The following is an 18706-nucleotide window of genomic DNA, read 5'->3' as shown; positions in this document are numbered from 1 at the left end:
GCGAAACTCAGCTGATCACGGGCGGCACCGGCACGCAGGGCGGCGTCTTGGCGTGCGCGGGGTCGAGCGCGTTGAGCACCAGCCCCTGGGCGACGGGGTCGTAGGTGATGCCGAGGTGGTCGGTGAAGTCGAGCCCGCAAACGTTCTGCAGCAGGATGTTCTTGACGTTCGGCTTGGCCGGCAGGAACGCGCTGGTGTACGGCGTGACGACGTCGTCGTAGCGGGTCTGGATGACGGTGTACTGGATGCCGTCGACGGTCTCGCCCCCGGCGTTCAGGTCGGTGAGGAAGTCCGACCCGACGGCCTGTTCGTTGCACGCCTGACAGACGGTCCCGAGCGCAGCGGGGACCCCGGGGATCCGCTCGAGGGTGCTGAGCAGCCCGAAGAGATCGGTCCCGTGGTTGGACGGCGAAAGCCCGACGAGCCGGCTGATCTTGCTCGCGCCGCCGAGGTACTTGATCCAGTACCGGACGTTCATCCCGCCCTGCGAGTGCCCGACGACGTCGAGCTTCCGGGCCCCGGTGGCGCTGAGGACCTTGTCCCCGAACGCGGCAAGCGCTTTCGTGGTGTCGGCGACGGGCCCGACGGTCTGCAGGAAGGACCCGGGCGCCCCACCGAAGTTCCCGGCGAAGACGCAGTAGCCGGCGTTGGCGAGCTTCTGCGAGAGGTTGGCCCAGTTTTCGTAGGCGTTGGCGGTGGTCCCGTTGGAGAGCAGCACAGGATTGGGGTGCTGCGCGGACGGCTTGCAGTTCCAGTCGTTCGCCCCGGGCGGCGCGATGGTGGGCGCCCCCAGCGAGTAGAGCGCGGCCGTGAGGATGTTCGGCTGCACGGGCCCGGTGGGCTCCCGTTCGGCCGCTTGGCCGGTCCCGGCCCCCAGTGTCAGCGCCGCCACCGTGGCGACGGCCGCCGTGAGCCACCTGCGCGTCGTTGCGCCCATCCGTTTCACCTCTCTGTGAACCGATGGTGATCCGCGTCACCGATGAGTTAACGCGCGAGTAACTTGTCCGGACACTCCCCTTGGTGAGTGATTTTCTTTCGGCGTTTGACCTGGTAAGAGCGACACGATTGAGCGTGGCCGGCACTCATGGCCGTGACAAAAGCGCGGGCCCGTCCCCGCCGGCCGGGCCCGGACACGACGACGCCCCCGGCACCGCGCGGGTTCCGGGGGCGTCGTTCGTGCGTGGGTCAGCCCTTGAGCAGGGCGCGAGCCATGACGACCTTCTGGATCTGGTTGGTGCCTTCGTAGATCTGCGTGATCTTCGCGTCGCGCATCATGCGCTCCACCGGGAAGTCGCGGGTGTAGCCGGCGCCGCCGAAGAGCTGGACCGCGTCCGTCGTGACCTCCATCGCGATGTCCGACGCGTAGGCCTTCGCCGCCGAGGCCATGAAGCCCGCGCGCTTGTCGCCGCGCTCGCTTGCCGCCGCTGAGGCGTAGACCAGGTGGCGGGCCGCTTCGATCTTGGTGCCCATGTCGGCCAGCATGAACTGGACACCCTGGAACTCCGCGATCGCCTTGCCGAACTGGCGGCGGTCCTTCACGTACGCCACGGCCGCGTCGAGGGCGCCCTGGGCGATGCCCAGTGCCTGGGCGCCGATCGTCGGGCGGGTGTGGTCGAGGGTGCGCAGCGCCGTCTTCAGGCCCGTGCCCGGCTCGCCGATGATGCGGTCCTCGGGGATCGTGCAGTTCTCGAAGTAGATCTCGCGCGTCGGCGAGCCCTTGATGCCGAGCTTCTTCTCCTTCGGGCCCACCGAGAAGCCCGGATCGTCCTTGTGCACGACGAACGCCGAGATGCCGTTGGCCTTCTTCTCCGCGTCCGGGTCGGTCACGGCCATCACCGTGTACCAGGACGACTCGCCCGCGTTGGTGATCCAGCACTTGGTGCCGTTGAGCACCCAGTGGTCGCCGTCGAGGCGGGCGCGCGTGCGCATCGACGCGGTGTCCGAGCCCGCTTCGCGCTCCGAGAGCGCGTACGACGCCGAAGCCTCGCCCGACGCGATCGAGGGCAGCACCAGCTTCTTCACGCTCTCCGAGCCGGACAGGATGATCGGCTGCGTGCCGAGCTTGTTCACCGCCGGGATCAGCGACGCCGACGCGTCGACCCGCGCGACCTCTTCGATCACGATGCAGGCGCCGACGGCGTCCGCGCCCTGGCCGTCGTACTCCTCGCCGATGTGGACGGCGTTGAAGCCCGACTTGACCAGCGCGTTGTACGCCTCGATCGGGTAGCGCTCGTTCTCGTCGACCTCGGCCGCGTAGGGCGCGATCTCCTTCTCGGCCAGAGCCCGGACCGCGGCCCGCAGCTCCTCGTGCTCCTCGGCAAGCTGGTACAGGCCGTCGGTCACTTCGGGTCACCTTCTCTGCAACGTCGGAAGAGTTCTGTCGATGTTAGCGCTCGTTCACTGGCGGTGGCGCCCTCGTCCTTGTGTCGTTGACCGCAGAATTCGTATGGTCGAGTGATGCCGCTCACCGCGCCGACGACGCCGCCCGGTTTGCCCGCCTCCCTCGACTACCCCGAAGTCCCCGTCGGTTCGATCCTCGCCGCGGGCGCCACCCGCTGGGGCGACCGGATCGCCTTCGAACACGACGGCCGCAGCCTCACCTTCACCGAGACGTGGCACGCCGCGTGCCGGTTCGCGCACGCGCTCCGGGCCCACGGCATCGGCCGCGGCGACGTCGTGGCGCTGCACCTGCCGAACTGCCTCGCCTTCCCGGTCGCCTACTACGGCACGCTGCTGGCCGGGGCCACCTTCAGCCCGGCGAACCCGCTGCTCCCGCCGGCCGACCTCGCCTTCCAGCTCGCCGACTGCGAGGCCGCGGCCGTGGTGACGTTCGGCCCGGTCGCGGGCGCGCTGGCCGCCGTGGCCGACCGGATCCCGGCCCGGCTCACCGTCGTCGTCGCCCCCGCCGGCGACCTGGCCGAGGGCGCCGTCGAGTTCGAGGCCTTCCAGGACGGCCGGCCGGAGACGCGGCCCGAGGTGGACACCGACGTCCGCGAAGACCTCGCGCACCTCGCCTACACGGGCGGCACCACGGGCCGGTCGAAGGGCGTTCGGCTCACGCACCGCAACGTCGTGGTCAACACCCTCCAGCACGCCTGCTGGGGCTCGGGCTCGGTGCCGGCGCTGGACGCGCACGGCGACATCACCCTCGACCAGATCGGCAGCGAGGACGAGTGGGCCACGCGCCTGGGCACCGGCGTCGCGATCAACCTGACGCCGTGGTTCCACGCGATGGGCATCATCGGCGGCCTGAACGCGGCGGTCCTCGCGGGCACGACGATCGTCCTGCACTCGCGCTTCGACCCACCGGCCTACGTCGCCGACGCCGAACGCCTGCGCATCACGGGCATCGGCGGCGCCCCGGCGCTGTTCGCCGCGCTGCTCGCGACGCCGTCGTTCCACACCGCCGACCTGTCGTCGGTCCGCTCGATCGGTTCGGGCGCGGCGCCGATGAACCACGCGATGATCAACGCGCTGCGCGAGCGCTTCCCCGGCGTCGTGGTCAGCGAGGGCTACGGCCTCACCGAGGCGACGATGGGCGCGGTGATCTCACCGACGTACCGCTCGGGCACCCGCAAGGTCGGCTCGGTGGGCGTCCCGATCTTCGACACGGAGGTCAAGATCGTCCCGGCCGAGGGCGGCGAAGACCCCCTCCCGGCGGGCGAGAAGGGCGAGGTCTGCCTCCGCGGCCCCCAGATCATGCAGGGCTACCGCAACCGTCCGGAGGAAACGGCGGACGCCCTCGTCGACGGCTGGCTCCACACCGGCGACATCGGCATCCTCGACACCGACGGCTATCTGTCCATCGTGGACCGCAAGAAGGACATGCTGTTGTACAAGGGCTACAACGTCTTCCCGCGCGAGCTGGAGGAGCTCCTGGTGACGATGCCCGGCGTCGCGGCGGCCGCGGTCGTCGGCCGCCCGGACGTCGAGGTCGGCGAGCTGCCGGTCGCGTTCGTGGTGCCGCGCGGGCCGCTGGACGCGGACGAGCTGATGGCCGCGGTCAACGAGAAGGTGCTGCCCTACAAGCGGTTGCGGGAGGTGCACGTCGTCGAGCAGATCCCGGTGTCCGCGGCCGGGAAGGTGCTCAAGCGCGAACTGCGGCAGCAGCTGATCGGCAAGCTGGACGGCTGACGGTGGGCCGGCCCGAGCTAGTGGCCGGTCTTCGCGCGCAGCGCCGCGTCCTTGTCCAGGACCAGCTTCTCCAGGTCCTGCTGGAACTTCGCCATCTTCGAGCGCAGGCCTTCGTCGGACGCCGCCAGGATGCGGACGGCCAGGAGCCCGGCGTTGCGGGCGCCGCCCACGGAGACCGTCGCCACCGGGACGCCGGCCGGCATCTGGACGATCGACAGGAGGGAGTCCATCCCGTCCAGGTACTTCAGCGGGACCGGGACGCCGATCACCGGGAGGACCGTGGCCGAGGCGACCATGCCCGGGAGGTGGGCCGCGCCGCCCGCGCCCGCGATGATCACCCGGATGCCGCGGGCCACCGCCGAGGTCGCGTAGTCCAGCATGCGCTGGGGGGTCCGGTGCGCCGAGTAGACGCCGACCTCGTACTCGACGCCGAACTCGTCCAGCGCCGCACCGGCCGCCTCCAGGGTCGGCCAGTCCGAGTCGCTGCCCATGATCACGCCCACCTGCGGCGCCATACCCGTCACTCCCGTCAGTGGATCTCGTAGCCGTCGAGCCAGACGGCGTGGGACAGCCAGTGCGCCGACAGCAGCGCGCGGTTGCGCAGGTCGTCCATGCGCTCGCCGGTGAAGTTGACGTGCCCGAGCTTGCGCCCCGGGCGCTCCTGCTTGCCGTACAGGTGCACCCGGACCTCCGGGTACCGGGCGAACAGGTGGTGCAGCCGCTCGTCCGGCCCCATTTCGGGCAGCTCCGCGGCACCCAGCACGTTCGCCATCACGCACGCCGGCGCGACCAGGTCGGTGCGGCCCAGCGGGTAGTCGAGGACCGCGCGCAGGTGCTGCTCGAACTGCGACGTGCGCGAACCGTCCATGGTCCAGTGGCCGGAGTTGTGCGGGCGCATCGCGAGCTCGTTCACCAGCAGCCCGGTGTCCGTCTCGAACAGCTCGACCGCCAGCAGGCCCGTGACGTCCAGCGTCGACGCCACCCGCAGCGCCAGGTCCTGCGCCTCGTGCACCCGCGATTCGGACAGCCCCGGCGCCGGCGCCAGCACCTCGGTGTTGATGCCGCCCTCCTGGACGGTCTCGACCACCGGGTACGCCGCGCCCTGGCCGAAGGGCGAGCGGGCGACGAGCGCGGACAGCTCCCGCCGCATCGCCACCTTCTCCTCGACCAGCAGCGCCGTGCCCGCTTCGAGCAGCTCCGGCACCGTCTCGCGGGCGTGCTGCGCGGTGTCCAGCATCCAGACGCCGCGGCCGTCGTAACCGCCGCTGGACGCCTTGAGCACGACCGGCCAGCCGTGCTCGCCGCCGAACGCCACCACGTCGTCCACAGTGGACACCTCGGCGAAGGCCGGGCCCGGCACGCCGAGGCCCGCCATCATCTCGCGCATCACCAGCTTGTTCTGCGCGAAGCCCAGCGCCGACGGCGCCGGCCGGATGACGTAGCCCTCCATCGCCAGCGTCAGCAGGTGCTCGCCCGGCACGTGCTCGTGGTCGAACGTGAGCACGTCCACCGAGGCCGCGAACTTCCGCAGCGCGTCGAGGTCGGTGTGGTGCCCCAGGGTGACGTCGCCCGCGACGAGACCCGCGGCTTCGTTCTCCCCCGCCGCGAGCACGCGCAGGGACTGGCCGAGGGAGATCGCCGCCTGATGGGTCATCCGGGCCAGCTGGCCGCCGCCCACCATGCCCACGACGGGCAGACCGGTGTGTTTGTCCATAGCGCCGATCAGCCTAAACGGTCACGAGGCGGGTCGACCGCCGGACCAGGCGAAGCTCACGCACCGCCAGCCCGAGGATCCCGGCCGCCGCCGCGAGGACGTAGACGTTGCCCAGGAGCGACCAGCCGAGGCCCCAGCCGAATTCCCGGTCGCCGCCGTTGGGCACCAGCATCACGATCTGCGAGAGGAACAGCGCCGCCACCGCCGCCGCGGCCCACCACCGCGCCTTGACCACCAGCAGCGTGAGCAACGGCACGCACCAGACCCAGTGGTGCGACCACGACACCGGCGACAGCAGCAGCCCGTAGAACGCCGTCACGAGCAGCGCGGCCGCGTCCTCGCCGCGCCGGTGCAGCCGCACGACCAGCCACACCGCGGGAACGGCCAGCACCGCCGCCACCCCGACCGCCACCGCCAGCGACCAGGGAGCCAGCGCCGAGGCCCGGTTCACCAGCCCGTTGAGCGACTGGTTGAAGATCCAGTGCACCGACCCGACCCGGCTCGGGTCGGTCGCCGAATCCCGCCAGAACCGCGCCGCGTCGACCGGGATGACCGCGAACATCACCGCTTCGAGCGCCACGAACGTGCCCAGGGCCCGCAGCCCGTCCTTCCACCGGCCCGTGAAGAACAGGTGCGGCACGAAGATCAGCGGGGTCAGCTTGATCGCCGCCGCCACGCCGATCAGGACGCCCGCCCAGCGGCGGCCCGAGGCACGCTTTCCCGGCGAGGGCCCATCAGCACTGCCGCGCGCCGACAGCACCAGGACGTCCAGCACCACGAACGCCATCAGTATCAAGTTGATCTGGCCCAGGAACAGGGTCTTCCACACCGGTTCCAGCGCCAGCGCGATGGCCGTTCCCGCCGGCAGCGCCCACCGGCTTCTTCCCAGAAGCGACGGGCCCCCCGGCGACGACGAAACCACCGTGATCACGACCATAAGACCGACCACCGACAAAAAAGCGATCACGCCCCAGACCAGGCCGGACGGCACGAGGGCGAGCGGCAGGAACAGCGGCGCGGCGGCCGGGGTGTAGGTGAACGGCAGCCGCACCCAGTCGGGCAGCGCGGTCAGCACGTCCCGCGTGTAGAGCGGGTCGCCGTGCAGCAGCGTCAGCGCACCCGCGCGGTACACGGCGCTGTCCGCGCCCAGGTGCCACCCGGCCAGCCAGCCGACGACCCCCAGCGCCAGCACAGCGAGCGCGAGAACCCCCGCGAGCACCCGGCCGGTGCGCGCCTCAGACGCCGGCTTCGACGTCGACACGCGCGGCCGCCTTCTTCCGCGCCCGCCGCTGCAGGCCCCAGCGCAGGATGAGCGCCACGGCCAGCACCACCGGCATCAGGATGTAGGCGTCCCCCAGGATGTTCTGCCAGACCGTCCAGTGCAGTTCGACGTTGCGCCCGTTCGGCAGGATCAGCAGCACGCAGCTGACGAACACGAATGCCGCGAGGAACGTCCCGACCCAGCGCTTCCACGCCGTCTTCGGGGTGGTCTTCGGCAGCCGCGAGACCAGCAGCACGATCAGGGGGATGACCCACACCCAGTGGTGGGTCCACGAGATCGGCGAGATCAGCAGCGTCCAGAACGCCGTCACGAGCAGCGCGGCCAGCGCCTGGCCCTTGCGGTGGAACCGCATGAGCAGCCACAGCGCCGGGATGGCGAGCAGGAAGCCGATGCCCATCGCCGCCTTCGACGCCCACGGCGCGAGGTCGGTGGCCCGGTTCATCAGCGCGTTCAGCGACTGGTTGCCCGCCCAGTGCACCGGCCCGATCCGGCCGGTGTCCGGCAGCGTGACGGTCCAGTACTTGGCCGCGTCGTGCGCGTTGATCAGGAACATCAGGCCCTGGAGCAGCAGGAACGTCGCGAAGCCGCGGATCGCGTCCATCCGGCGGCCGGTGACGAACAGGTGCCCGAGGAATACCAGCGGCGTGAGCTTGATCGCCGCCGCGACGCCGACCAGCACGCCGCCCCAGCGGCTCCCGCGGGCGCCGATGACCAGCATGTCGAGCAGGATCATGGCCATCAGGATCAGGTTGATCTGGCCGAGGAAGATCGTCCGCCACACCGGCTCGAGGCCGAGGAAGACCAGGAAGAACACGATGGTCGAGCGGGCGGGCGAGGCCCACCAGCGCGGCCCGTCGGCGGCCGGGCGGGGCAGTGCGCCGATCGCGATCCGGATCGACAGCGCCATCGCCCCCAGCGAGACGGCGGTGATCAGGCCCCACGAGATCTGCGTCGGGAAGGCCGCGAGCGGGACGAAGATCAGCGCCGCCGTCGGTGGGTAGGTGAACGGCAGCAGCGCCCACCACGGCTCGTTCGGCAGCGTGTTCGCGTCGTAGAGGGAGTCGCCGTGCAGCAGCGTCAGCGCGCCCGCCCGGTACACCGCGCTGTCCACGCCGAGCACCCAGTCGTGCTGCCAGCCGTAGATGCCGTACCCGATCGCGACCAGCGGGATCACCGACAGGATCAGGATCGACCGCGGGCGGACGGACAGGCGGGCGAGGGACTTCCGCAGGGCCAGCCGGTGCTGCGATCTGGCCACGACTTCGCCGTCGACGTCGGTGGGTACGGTCCTGGTCACCGCACCAGGAAATCATGACCGGCCCGGTCCAGGTCAGCGAGGTCCGGGCGGAAGCGGACTTTTCGGGCGTTCTACGCTCGCGCGAGCTGGGCCAGCAGGTCGCACGCGAGCTCGTGGGTGGCGGGCAGCCGCACCGCGGACACCCGCGGCTTCCCCGCGTCCGCCAGCTGCGCGTCCACCGACAGGCGCTCGTTCAGCGCCCGCCGCAGCGCGACGCCGTGCGAACCGACCCGGTCGTCCTTCGGGACCAGCGCGGCGACGACGGACGGCCCGAGCGAAGCGACGCTCTGCCCGCTGTCGAACACCGACCGCAGCGCGTCCGCGACCAGGATCATCCCGGTCAGCCGCGGGAACCCGGCGACGGTGCTGAGGTCGAGCGAGACGACCAGGAGCACGTGCTCCTCGGCGGCGGTCCGCTCCCGCGCGGCGGCCGACCGGTAGACCTCGTAGAGCCGGGTGCGCAGGTACGCGGCCGAGGGCAGGCCGGTCAGCGGGTCGGTGACCTCGGTGTGCACGAGCTGGTCGGTGGCCACGTCGGCCCAGGCCAGCGCCGTGGTCCGGAGCAGCCGCGCCGGGGTGGCGTCGACGTCCGGCGAGACGAAGCCGTCGCTGCCGTGGTCGAGGACGGCGTGCAGCGCGGCGAGGTCGGCGAGGGTCTCCGCGAGCCCCGCGCCGGCCGCCGCCCGCGCCCTGGCCAGCCCGGCGAGCGCGGTTTCGGCGGCTTCGACCCGGCCCTTCGCCATCACGGCCGCGCAGACGGCGTCGACCTCGGGCAGGGCCCAGTCGCTGGGGAACCGCCAGCCCGCGGCCAGGCTGGCCGTGCGCCAGCGGGCGCGCAACGCACGCAGGGAGCGATCGCGCTCGGACTGGGCCTTGGGCGGGACGTCACCGGGGCCGGAGCGCGTAGCCGGAACGTCCACTGGCCCCCCATCCCTTTCGTCCGGTGCGGGTTGATCTTGATCGGTGCTTCACGGTGAGGACGTGCCCCACCGGACCCCGTGACGCGTACTCGCGAGTTTTGTTAAGAAGCTTTTCCACGCCGCGACCCGGGGGTGGGTGATTTTGCTGCGCCGTCGGAGTCAACACCCCGACCACCGCGTGACGGCCCGGGGTGGGTCAGTCACACTTGTCTCGCGCCCCGGACCGGCCTGTAATGGCAGGTCCTGGCCCTAGCCGACCGAGGAGTGCCGTGTCCACCGTTCCCGCCGATCTCAGCGGAAAGAGTGACGCCGAGCTGATCGCGGAGGTCCGCTCGGGAAAGATCGCCTCGTACGGCGCGCTCTACGAACGGCACACCGGTGCAGCCCACAACCTGGCCCGCCAGCTGGCCCGCTCGAGCTCCGAAGCGGACGACCTGGTGTCCGAAGCGTTCGCCAAGGTGCTGGACACGCTGCGTGGCGGCAAGGGCCCGGACACCGCCTTCCGGGCGTACCTGCTGACCGCACTTCGTCACACGGCGTACGACCGCACGCGCAAGGAACGCCGGGTCGACCTCAACGAGGACATGACCGAGGTCGGCGGGGCCGCCGCCGAGGCGCTGACCGTGCCGTTCTCCGACACCGCCGTCGCCGGCCTCGAACGGACGATGGCCGCGAAGGCGTTCGCGCGGCTGCCCGAACGCTGGCAGGCGGTGCTCTGGCACACCGAGATCGAGCAGCAGAGCCCGGCCGAAGTCGCGCCCCTGCTCGGGCTGACCGCGAACGGCGTCTCCGCGCTCGCCTACCGCGCCCGCGAAGGCCTCCGGCAGGCCTACCTGCAGGTCCACCTGCAGGAGAACGCCGAGGAACGCTGCCGCGCCTGCGCCGACCGGCTGGGTGCCTGGACGCGCGACGGGCTGTCCAAGCGCGAACGCTCCCAGGTCGAGAACCACCTCGACGAGTGCGAGAACTGCCGGGCGCTGGCGGCCGAGCTGGCCGACGTCAACGGCGGGTTGCGCGCGATCATCGCTCCGATCGTCCTGGGCGGCGCGGCCCTCGGGTACCTCGCCACCATCGGCGCCGCGAAGGCGAGCGCGGCCACGGCGGCGGCCGCCGGTGCGGCCGCCGCGGCGGGGGCGGCCGCCGGGGGCAAGGCCGGCGCGGCCGCGGGAGCCGCCGCGGCCGGACCCCGCCAGTTCGCCGGGGTCGCCGCCTCGGGCACGGCGGTCGTCGCGGCCGTCGTCATCGCGCTCACCTCCGCCGGCGGGGCCCAGGAGGTCCCGGTCGCGGCTGCCGTGCCGCCGCCGGTCGTCCAGCCCGTCCAGCCGCCCGCACCGAAGCCCCAGCCGCCGGCGCCCCCCGCCCCGCCGCAGCCCCCGGCCCCGCCCGAGGCGCCCGCCGTCCAGCCCGCGCCGGCGCCCGTCGAGCCGCCCGCACCCGCGCCGCCGGCACCCCCGGCCCCACCCGCGCCGCCCAAGCCGTCGATGTCCGCGACGACCCCGCCGGACGGCGTCGAGCTGAGCCCGGGCGCCGCGACGAACCTGCCGATCACGGTCCGCAACGACGGCGGCGGCATGTCGGAGCCGGTGGCCGTCGCGCTGACGCTGCCGCAGGGCGTGCACGCGGTCGACGCGGCCGGTGGCGGCGCGCCGATGGCGTTCGCGCAGGGCGGCGCCCCGATCTCGGTGAACTGCCCCGGCGGCGACGTGAAGGTCGTCTGCAAGACCGGCAGCGGCCTCGAGCCCGGTCAGAGCGCCACGCTGAACTTCCGGCTCAAGGCCGACGACGACGCCAAGGGCGGCGAGGTCACCGGGTCGGTCACCGCGGGCGTTCAGGTGAACGTCCGGATCAGCGTCAACGTCACCGTGAAGCAGCCACCGGACGCAGTGGTCCTGGAAGCGCAGGGCGACGGGCTTTCGGCGTTCCCGTGGACCCGCAACCCGCTGGTCTACGTGCGCGTCCGCAACACCGGCGAGACGACCAAGCCGGTCACGGTCACCTTCGACCACCCGCTCTGGCAGTGGTGGAGCCTGCGCGGCTTCCCCTGCACGCCCGCCGGTGACGGCGCGACCTGCACCACGAACAGCGCGCTGGCTCCCGGCCAGCACGTCAACCTGTGGGTACGGCTGAAGGGCCGTCCCGACGACGGGCGCGTGACGATCACCGCGACGCTCGGCAAGGCTTCCGCGCAACCGGTGACCGTCGACTTCGGCTGCTGGCACCACTGGTGCGGCAAGGACCCGCTGCCGACGACCACGCCGCCGTCGTCGTCGACCACCCCGACCAAGCCGTCGAAGCCGACTCCGTCCAAGCCGTCGTCGACCCCGCCGACGACGACCGAGACCAAGCCGACGAGCGAGCCCCCGGCGTCGACGACCACGACCAGCGCGCCACCGCGGCCGGGGACGAACCCGGGCCCCAAGCAGCCGACCGTCACCCCCGAGAAGGGTTTCGGCTGGCTGACGGGGTAGCGTCCGCGCGGTGCGCGAGCTGCTGAAAAAGCATCGCGAGCTCCTCCGCTTCGCCGTCGTCGGCGGGATCAGCTTCGTGATCACCATGTCCGTCGACTACGGCCTGAAGTTCACCGTGCTGCGGACCCACCCGGTGACGGCGCTGATCCTCGGCGTCCTGGTCGCGACGATCTTTTCCTACGTCGCCAACCGCGAGTGGTCGTTCCGCACCCGCGGCGGCCGCGAGCGGGCGCACGAAGCGGCGTTGTTCTTCCTGTTCAGCGGCATCGCGCTGGGCCTGAACGCGCTGCCGCAGTGGTTCTCGCGGTACGTGCTGGACCTGCAGGCGCCGCGGCTGTCGCCGTTCGGCGTCGAGGTGGCCGACTTCGTCAGCGGCATCGTCATCGGGACGCTGCTGGGGACGGTGTTCCGCTGGTGGGCGTTCAAGAAGTGGGTGTTCCCGGACGAGGAGGCGCGGTTCGCCGAGGTCTCGGAGGATCCGGACATTCAGGACCGGAAAGCCGCCTGAACCACAGGTCATCGCGGTGTGCTCCTAGACTGCGTGGTGTGACCGTTGTGGAAACCGTGCTGAAGCGCACGCCGGAACCACTGCGTTCGGTGCTGATCAAGCACCGGGAGCTGCTGAAGTTCGCGATCGTGGGCGGCACGACGTTCCTGGTCGACAACGGGGTCTGGTACCTCCTCAAGCTGACGGTGCTGGAGCCGAAACCGACCACCGCGAAGGCGATCGCGATCATCGTCGCGACGATCGTGTCGTACATCCTCAACCGCGAGTGGTCCTTCCGCACCCGCGGCGGCCGCGAACGCCACCACGAAGCGGCGTTGTTCTTCGTGATCAGCGGGATCGCGGTCGTGGTGAACCTGATCCCGCTGTACGTGTCGAGGTACGTGCTCGACCTCGAGGTCCCGCACGTGACGCGGCTGGTCCAGGAGGTCGCGGACTTCGCGAGCGGGTCGATCATCGGCATGCTGCTCGCGATGTTCTTCCGGTTCTGGGGCTTCAAGAAGTGGGTGTTCCCGGACGAGCTGGGCGAGCGGCGGCGGGACAGCGACGTCACCAGGATCCGCTGAACTACTTGTCTTCTGACATGTAGTTGTCTACAGTCATCTTCGTCAGTGTTCCTTCGTGAGGACGCCGTCCGGGTTCGGCCGGGCGAGCGGGACGATTCGAGGTGGTTTCCGAGCGCGAAGAGGTCGCACCCGCCCAGCGGGTGACGATGGAACCTTTTCCCGGCTCGACGGGACGCGTTTTCGCGCGCGTCCGCACCTCTCGTCCCTTCTGACGAAACAAGGACTTCTTCTTGAGCACCATCGCGCCTCAGCGCGCCCTAAAAACGGCTCTCGTGGGCCTGTTCCTGTCCGTTTTCCTCGCGATGCTCGACGCACAGGCCGTCGCCACCGCGCTCCCGGAGATTTCCGCCGAATTCGGCGGGACCGGCGCTTACGCCTGGGTCACCACCGCCTACCTGCTCGCCGGCAGCGTCACCGCTCCCCTCTACGGGAAGCTCGGTGACGTCCACGGCCGCAAACGCGTGCTCCTGGGGGCGCTCGCCCTCTTCCTGCTCGGCTCGCTCGCCTGCGGGCTGGCGCCGTCGGCCGCGTGGCTCATCGCCGGCCGGGTGCTGCAGGGGGCCGGCTCCGGCGGCCTGTTCGTCTCCGTCGGCGCTTCGCTCGGCGAAATGTTCTCGCCGCGCGAAGGCGCGAAGTACTTCGGGTGGTTCTCGATCTGCTTCGCCGTCGCCTCCCTCGCCGGGCCGGTCGCCGGCGGGTTCCTGACCGGGCTCGCCGGCTGGCGGTCGATCTTCCTCGTCAACCTGCCGCTCGGCCTGGTCGCCACGGCTTGCCTCACGACCCTCGAGCTACCGCGACGGCGGAAGGACTCGCCGTTCGACTTCGCCGGTGTCGTCCTCCTCGGCGTCGCGATCACCGGGTTCACGCTGCTGACGCCGTGGTCGGTCCTCGCCGGGACGGTCGCGGCCGTCGGGTTCGTGCTGGTCGAACGCCGAGCCGACGCACCCGTGCTCCCGCTCCGGCTCTTCGGTGACCGCACCTTCACCGTGTCCGTGCTGCTCAGCGTGCTCGCCGGGTTCGCGTTCCTCGGCTCGGTCAACTACTTCGCGGGCTACCTGCAGGCCGACGCCGGTCCGGCGGAGGGCGGCCTCCTCCTCGTGCCGATGACCCTCGCCGTGGCGCTTTCCTCCGTCGTCGCGAGCAAGATCATCGCCCGCACCGGCGCCTACCGGTGGGCGCCGCGGCTCAGCACGGCCCTCGGCTTGCTCGCGGTCCTCGGCTTGACGACGCTGCACGGCCTTCCGGAAGTCGTGGCCTGCCTGGTCGTCTTCGGCCTCGCGGCCGGCCTGAACCTCCAGGTGCCGGCCCTGGCCACGCAGAACACCGCGCCACCCGGCGACCGCGGCGCGGTCGCCGCCGCGATCAACCTCGCCCGCGCGCTCGGCTCGGCCCTCGGACCGGTCGCGCTCGGCTTCGCCTACAGCGCCGGCGCCCACGGCGTCTTCCTCGCCCTGCTGCCCGTGCTCGCGCTCGCCCTCGTCACGGCGTTCGCGCTCCCCCACGTCCCGCTCCACCGCTAGGAGAACCACGATGATCTTCGTCCTCGGCGCCACCGGCAAGGTCGGCCGCGCCCTCGTCCCCGCCCTCCTCGACGCCGGCGCCGCCGTCCGCGCCCTGACCCGCGACCCGGCGAAGGCCCGGATCGACCCGCGCGCCGAAGTCGTGCGGGGCGACCTGGACACCGCCGACCTGCCCGCGCTGCTCGACGGCTCGGACCGCGTTTTCGTGCTGACGCAGGGGCACAGCGCCGGCCGGGAAGCGGCGGTCGCGCAGGCCGCCGCCCGGGCCGGGGCCACGCACCTGGTCAAGCTGTCCACCACCGGTGTCCACTTCGGACAGACGGACCCGATCACGCGCACCCACGCCGAAGCCGAGCAGGCGATCCGGGAAGCCGGACCGGCCTGGACGATCCTGCGGCCCGGCGCCTTCATGGACAACCGGTTCGCCTGGTGCGACTCGATCCGCGAAGAGAACACCGTGTACGCACCCGAAGGCGACCCGGCGTCCGCGCTGGTCCACGTCCGGGACATCGCCGCGGTCGCGACCCTCGCGCTCACGACGCCGGACCACGAAGGCGCGACCTACGAACTCACCGGCGGCGAAGCCCTCACCACCGCGGAGCAGGTCGCGATCCTTTCCGACGCTCTCGGTCGCCCGATCGAATACGTCGAAGAACCGCAAAGCGCCGCTCGTGCGCGCATGATGCGCAAGTACGGCTGGCCCGCCGAAGCCGTCGACGGTTTCTTCGCGCTCAAGCGGGAGTCCGCCGAGCGCGAACACGTCGTTTTCGACACCGTGGAACGCGTGCTCGGCAGGCCGCCGCTGAACTTCGCGAAATGGGCACGTGAGAACGCGGCCGCATTCCCCTACCCTTACAGGGGGTGACGGCGGGGAGGTGACGGGATGGGCCTGCGCGTCCTGGTCGTGGACGACCACCCGCTGTTCCGGTTCGGCGTGGTGACGCTGCTGGGGAACGAGCCGGGGATCGAGGTCGTCGGCGAGGCCGCGAGCGGCGCGAACGCGGTCGACGCCGCCGCCGCGCTGCGCCCGGACGTCGTCGTCATGGACCTGCACCTGCCCGACCTCTCCGGGATCCAGGCGGCCCGGCACATCGTGACGGCCAACCCGGACACCGGCGTGCTGATGCTGACGATGGCCGACGAAAGCGAGTCGGTCTTCGCGGCGATGCGCGCCGGTGCCCGGGGCTACCTGCTCAAGGACGCCGAGCCGGACGAGATCATCCGCGCGGTGCAGGCGGTGGCGCGGCGGGAAGCCATCTTCGGGCCCGACATCGCCAACCGCGTGCTCGGCTTCTTCAACCAGCCCGCGCCGGCCAGCGAGCCGGTGTTCCCCGAACTGACCACGCGCGAGCGCGAGGTGCTGGAGCTGATCGCGGCCGGGCACAGCAACGGCGTCATCGCGAACACGCTGTGCCTGAGCCCCAAGACCGTCCGCAACCACATCTCGAACGTCTTCGCCAAGCTGCACGTCACCGACCGCGCCGGGGCGATCGTCCGGGCCAGGGACGCGGGCCTCGGCCGGTCCTGACGGGCAGCTTTCCGGGCAACATCGGGACGCCGGTCCCATGCGCCCGGGACACCTCGACGGGCACTGTGGTGACGTGGGGGGTGTACCCCTTCGCACCGTTCGAGGGGAATGGGTGACGATGTTCGAATCCGACAGGACGCCGGTGGTGGTCCGCGCCACCGATCCGATCCTGCACAACGGCGTCTGCGTGGCGCTGCGTTCGCGCGACGAGGTCCGGGTGGTCGACGGGGACGCGGCCGGTCCCGCCGTGGTCGCGCTGCTGGTCGCCGACCGGCTCGACGAGACGATGACCCAGCTGCTGTCCGCGTTGCACCACCAGGGCTTCACCCGCATCGTGCTGATCGCGGGCGAAGTCGACGACAACGAGGTCCTCAACGCCGTCGAGCACGGCGTCTGCGCGGTCGCCCGCCGCGCCGACGCCGGGCCGGAGGTGCTCGTCCGGCTGATCAAGGCGGCCGCGGCGGGCGAGGGCGCGCTGCCGCCCGATCTGCTCGGCCGGCTGCTCAACCGGGTTTCCCGGCTGCAGCGCCAGGTCCTCCAGCCGCGCGGCCTGCAGATGGGCGGGATGAGCAACCGGGAGACGGAGGTCCTCCGGCTGGTCGCGGCCGGGTACTCGACGCAGGAGATCGCCGACCAGCTGTGCTATTCGCAGCGCACGGTGAAGAGCATCCTGCACGACGTGACCAACCGGTTCCAGCTGCGCAACCGGTCGCACGCCGTCGCGTACGCGCTGCGGGAAGGGTTGATCTAGCGCGGGACGCGTTCGGCGGGCCAGCGGACTTCCGGGACGTCGCTGGGCCGCGGGACCTTGAGGAACAAGCTGAAGACGGCCGGGCGGCGGTTGGACAGCTCCAGCCGCCCGCCGTCGGCCTCCACCAGCGCTCGGGCCAGCGCCAGTCCGACGCCGGTGGAGCCGCCGCCGGAGAAGCCGCGTTCGAAGATGTGCGGGGCGAGCTCGTCGGGCACGCCGGAGCCGGTGTCGCTCACCTCGATCACCACCGTGCCCTCGGCGTCGCCGCGGCGGGCGACCAGCGTCACCGTGCCCGAGCCGTGGCGCAGCGCGTTGTCGAGCAGGACCCCGATGACCTCGCGGAGCCGGCCGGGCGTGGCGCGCGCCATCAGCCCGTCGGCCAGGCGCGTCCGGAGGTTGCGGCCCTCCGCGCGGAGCAGTTCCCGCCACTCCTGGGCCATTTCGGGCAGCTGCGTGGGCAGGTCGACCGGCTCCGCGCCGACCTCGCGGGCCGCGCGCGCCGCCGCCAGCAGCTCGTCCAGCGCCTCGGCGAGCCGGTCCGCCTGCTCCTGGGCGGCCTTCGACTCGTCGGCGACCTCTTCGTCCGGGTGCACGGTGAGCGGTTCCAGCCGCAGCTGCAACGCCGTCAGCCGGCTGCGCAGCTGGTGCGAGACGTCGCCGACGAGCTGGCGTTCCCGTTGCACGAGCTGGGCGAGCGCGGTCCCGGACGCGTCCAGCGCCTCGGCGACCATGTCGAGCTCGCCGACGCCGTAGCGGCTCGGGTCGGGCCGGAAGTCGCCGCCACCGAGGCGGGCCGCGCGTTCGGCGACGTGCCGCAGCGGTTTCGCGAGCCGGCGCGCCGTCGCGATCGCCACCACCGCGCCGGTCCCGATCGACAGCAGCACCAGCAGGATGACGACGAGCGTCACCGTCGTCTGCCGCTCGTGCATCGGCCCGGCGGGCACGGCGATCTCCACCTTGCCGTCGCGGGCGAGGTCGGCCGTCTCGGTGACGGTGACGCTGCCCGGGTCGCTGCCGTAGCGCTTCTCGATCTGGCCGCTGGCCCGCACGGTCAGCAGCCCGTTCGCCGGGACCGCAGCGCGCACCTGGTCGAGGTCGATCTCCTGGCCGTTGGCGATTTCGGTGTCGAGGATCGCCGCCGCCGCGCGGGCGTTCTCGGCCAGCGTTTCGCGGTAGCTCGACTCGATCTGCCAGCTCGCCACGATGCCCAGCGGGATGCCGAGGACCGCCGCGGTGACGGCGACCGCGAGCAGGATGGCCAGCAGGATGCGGCGGCGCACGGCTTATTCGGCGTTGAAGCGGAAGCCGACACCGCGGACGGTCGCGATCCGCCGTTCGCCGTCGTGGGCCTTGCTGGTGCGGCCCGCGGCTTCGTCGGCGGCGATGGCGAGCTTCCGCCGCAGCCACGACATGTGCATGTCGAGGGTCTTCGAGGTCTTCGACTCGAGGTCGTTCCAGACCTCGGCCAGGATCTCGTCGCGGCTGACGACCTGCCCGGCGCGGCTCATCAGCACGCGCAGCAGCTCGAACTCCTTGTTCGCCAGCTGCACCTCGTGCAGGTCGACGGTGACGAGCCGGGCGCCGACGTCCATCCGGACCCCGCCCGCCTCGAGCACCTCGGGCACCCGGCGGCGCAGCAGCGCGCGGATCCGGGCCAGCAGCTCGGCGAGCCGGAACGGCTTCGCGACGTAGTCGTCGGCACCCGCGTCCAAGCCGACGACGAAGTCGACCTCGTCGGTGCGGGCGGTGAGCATCAGGACGGGCAGCTCGGTGCCGTTGGCGCGCAGCCGCCGGCACACCTCCAAGCCGTCCATCCCGGGCAGGCCGAGGTCCAGCACGAGCAGGTCGACTCGCTGGGCGGCGGTGGCGTCGAGGACCGAAGGGCCGTCGGTGACGACGTGGATCTCGTATCCCTCGCGTTCGAGGGCGCGGGAGAGCGGTTCGGCGATGGCCGGATCGTCTTCGGCAAGTAGGACCATGCTCACCTGGTCAACTCTACGGCGCGAGGGCGTGAAACCATC

17 protein-coding genes are annotated in these 18706 nt (G+C 71.7%); 8 read left to right on the top strand and 9 right to left on the bottom strand.

Translation table 11 applies throughout. The features are described from left to right. Nucleotides 1-7: 7 nt before the first annotated feature. A complete protein-coding gene (locus AB5J73_RS17255; RefSeq protein WP_370970698.1) occupies nt 8-937 on the bottom strand; it encodes an esterase/lipase family protein in 930 nt (309 codons plus the stop codon). A 248-nt stretch (nt 938-1185) separates the two neighbouring features. Further along, the gene (locus AB5J73_RS17250) at nt 1186-2343 is read right to left on the bottom strand and encodes an acyl-CoA dehydrogenase family protein (protein ID WP_125307160.1); all 1158 of its coding nucleotides are present in this window, start codon (nt 2341-2343) and stop codon (nt 1186-1188) included. 114 nt (nt 2344-2457) lie between these two features. On the opposite strand from AB5J73_RS17250, the gene AB5J73_RS17245 reads away from it, so the two are divergent. Next, nucleotides 2458-4134: a class I adenylate-forming enzyme family protein gene (locus tag AB5J73_RS17245; protein ID WP_370970697.1), complete on the top strand. Its 1677-nt coding sequence runs from the start codon at nt 2458-2460 to the stop codon at nt 4132-4134. 17 nt (nt 4135-4151) lie between these two features. Here the strand turns inward: AB5J73_RS17245 and purE are convergent, their stop codons facing one another. The 5 genes from purE to AB5J73_RS17220 all read right to left on the bottom strand — a co-directional run bounded on the left by purE (nt 4152) and on the right by AB5J73_RS17220 (nt 9347). Next, a complete protein-coding gene (purE, locus tag AB5J73_RS17240; protein WP_086857853.1) occupies nt 4152-4649 on the bottom strand; it encodes a 5-(carboxyamino)imidazole ribonucleotide mutase in 498 nt (165 codons plus the stop codon). 14 nt (nt 4650-4663) lie between these two features. Further along, on the bottom strand, nt 4664-5848 hold the full coding sequence (locus AB5J73_RS17235; protein ID WP_370970696.1) for a 5-(carboxyamino)imidazole ribonucleotide synthase: 1185 nt from the start codon (nt 5846-5848) through the stop codon (nt 4664-4666). Between the two features lie 13 nt (nt 5849-5861). Beyond that, nucleotides 5862-7109 (bottom strand): glycosyltransferase 87 family protein, encoded by a 1248-nt coding sequence (locus AB5J73_RS17230; protein WP_370970695.1) that lies wholly within the window; start codon nt 7107-7109, stop codon nt 5862-5864. Beyond that, on the bottom strand, nt 7084-8427 hold the full coding sequence (locus tag AB5J73_RS17225) for a glycosyltransferase 87 family protein (protein ID WP_370970694.1): 1344 nt from the start codon (nt 8425-8427) through the stop codon (nt 7084-7086). Before AB5J73_RS17225 ends, AB5J73_RS17230 begins: the two co-directional genes overlap by 26 nt. Nucleotides 8428-8498: 71 nt before the next feature. Beyond that, nucleotides 8499-9347: a GGDEF domain-containing protein gene (locus AB5J73_RS17220; protein WP_370970693.1), complete on the bottom strand. Its 849-nt coding sequence runs from the start codon at nt 9345-9347 to the stop codon at nt 8499-8501. A gap of 269 nt (nt 9348-9616) precedes the next feature. Here AB5J73_RS17220 and AB5J73_RS17215 point away from each other — a divergent pair, with 269 nt between their 5' ends. The 7 genes from AB5J73_RS17215 to AB5J73_RS17185 all read left to right on the top strand — a co-directional run bounded on the left by AB5J73_RS17215 (nt 9617) and on the right by AB5J73_RS17185 (nt 16685). Next, the gene (locus AB5J73_RS17215) at nt 9617-11815 is read left to right on the top strand and encodes a sigma-70 family RNA polymerase sigma factor (protein ID WP_370970692.1); all 2199 of its coding nucleotides are present in this window, start codon (nt 9617-9619) and stop codon (nt 11813-11815) included. A 10-nt stretch (nt 11816-11825) separates the two neighbouring features. Beyond that, entirely contained in the window at nt 11826-12323 is a 498-nt protein-coding gene (locus tag AB5J73_RS17210; RefSeq protein ID WP_370970691.1) for a GtrA family protein, read from the top strand. A 38-nt stretch (nt 12324-12361) separates the two neighbouring features. Continuing rightward, nucleotides 12362-12886, top strand: a complete 525-nt coding sequence (locus AB5J73_RS17205) for a GtrA family protein (protein WP_370970690.1) — start codon at nt 12362-12364, stop codon at nt 12884-12886. Nucleotides 12887-13158: 272 nt separating this feature from the next. Next, entirely contained in the window at nt 13159-14406 is a 1248-nt protein-coding gene (locus AB5J73_RS17200; protein WP_370970689.1) for an MFS transporter, read from the top strand. Between the two features lie 10 nt (nt 14407-14416). Further along, nucleotides 14417-15271 (top strand): NAD(P)H-binding protein, encoded by an 855-nt coding sequence (locus AB5J73_RS17195; RefSeq protein ID WP_370970688.1) that lies wholly within the window; start codon nt 14417-14419, stop codon nt 15269-15271. A gap of 18 nt (nt 15272-15289) precedes the next feature. Next, nucleotides 15290-15934: a response regulator gene (locus AB5J73_RS17190; protein WP_370970687.1), complete on the top strand. Its 645-nt coding sequence runs from the start codon at nt 15290-15292 to the stop codon at nt 15932-15934. 118 nt (nt 15935-16052) lie between these two features. Further along, complete coding sequence (locus AB5J73_RS17185; RefSeq protein WP_370973210.1) at nt 16053-16685, top strand: response regulator transcription factor; 633 nt, start codon at nt 16053-16055, stop codon at nt 16683-16685. On the opposite strand, the gene AB5J73_RS17180 is transcribed toward AB5J73_RS17185, so the two are convergent. Further along, entirely contained in the window at nt 16682-17965 is a 1284-nt protein-coding gene (locus tag AB5J73_RS17180; protein WP_370970686.1) for an ATP-binding protein, read from the bottom strand. The two genes, AB5J73_RS17185 and AB5J73_RS17180, sit on opposite strands and share 4 nt — an antisense overlap. Before the next feature lie 3 nt (nt 17966-17968). Continuing rightward, complete coding sequence (locus AB5J73_RS17175; protein WP_086862134.1) at nt 17969-18664, bottom strand: response regulator transcription factor; 696 nt, start codon at nt 18662-18664, stop codon at nt 17969-17971. Nucleotides 18665-18706 lie beyond the last annotated feature (42 nt).

Origin of the sequence: Amycolatopsis sp. cg9, assembly GCF_041346945.1 — a bacterium.
Classification (GTDB): Bacteria; Actinomycetota; Actinomycetes; order Mycobacteriales; family Pseudonocardiaceae; genus Amycolatopsis.
The sequence above is the reverse complement of the archived record's forward strand: the minus strand, read 5'-3'. Positions and strand labels throughout refer to the sequence as shown.